Source organism: Caballeronia hypogeia, assembly GCF_001544875.2.
Classification (GTDB): Bacteria; Pseudomonadota; Gammaproteobacteria; order Burkholderiales; family Burkholderiaceae; genus Caballeronia; species Caballeronia hypogeia.
Map to the genome: position 1 here is coordinate 1 of NZ_FCOA02000079.1, position 1,113 is coordinate 1,113.

1 protein-coding gene is annotated in these 1,113 nt (G+C 60.6%); it reads left to right on the top strand.

All coding sequences use genetic code 11. From position 1 onward, the window contains the following. Positions 1 to 39: 39 nt before the first annotated feature. A complete protein-coding gene (locus AWB79_RS37900; protein ID WP_445343952.1) occupies positions 40 to 1,101 on the top strand; it encodes an IS630 family transposase in 1,062 nt (353 codons plus the stop codon). The last annotated feature ends 12 nt before the right edge of the window (positions 1,102 to 1,113 follow it).

Here is a 1,113-nt window from a genome sequence, read left to right on the forward strand (position 1 = left end):
TGCGTTGCATCATTGAATTGGCACCCCAGGTGTGTTCAGATTCAGGTCATGGGCAAAATGAATCTGACCGATACCGAACGCGAGCAACTGCTGTCGGCGGCGCGCAGCCGAACGGTGCGTGCGGCGGACGTACGACGTGCGAAGTTAATCCTGATGCTCGAGGACGGCGAATCGCGCGACAGCATCATGCGCACACTGGGTTGCGACTCGCGCTTCATCGCGCGCTGGTCGGGGCGCTTTCTTAGCGAGCGACTGTCTGGCATGTACGCCCGACACCCCGGGCGCGCTCCCCAGCAGCCGCCAGCCAGACTTGAGGCACGTGTGCTCAACCGCACTCTCAAGCACAAACCCGCCGACGGCTCGACACACTGGAGCAGCTATAAGCTTGCGGCAGAACTCGGCGACGTGTCGGTCTCGACCGTGCAGCGCATCTGGCGCAAGCATGGGGTCAAGCCGCAGCAGTTGGAGCGGCACATGGTCTCCAACGACCCGGACTTCGAGGCCAAAGCAGCCGACGTGATCGGGCTTTACCTGAACCCGCCGGCGCACGCAGCGGTGTTCTGTGTGGACGAGAAGACCGCGATTCAGGCACTCGACCGCAAGGATCGGATGCTGCCGCTGTCGCCGGGGCGCGCCGAGAGTCACGGCTTCGAATACAAGCGCAACGGCACGCTCAGCCTGTTCGCGGCGTTCAATACTGCGACCGGCGAGGTGCTGGGCAAAACGGCGCCGCGCCACACCAGCGAACAGTTTGTGGCCTTCCTGACCGACGTCGTGGCCAGCCAGCCCAAACGCAGAGAAATCCATGTCATCTGTGACAACGTGAGTAGCCATAAGACGGAGCGGGTGGCCACCTTCCTCAACGCGCATCGCAACGTACGTCTGCACTTCACGCCGACCTACTCGTCGTGGCTCAACCAAGTGGAAAACTGGTTCTCGCGCATCCAGCGTGATGTGATCGCCCGGGGCATCTTCACTTCAGTAAAGGATCTGAATCGCAAACTCATGCACTACATCCGCGAGCACAACAAAAATCCTAAGCCGATCAAGTGGAAGTACGACGATCCTTCACGTCGAATCCGCCAGGTGCCAAATCAATGACGCAGTCGACTA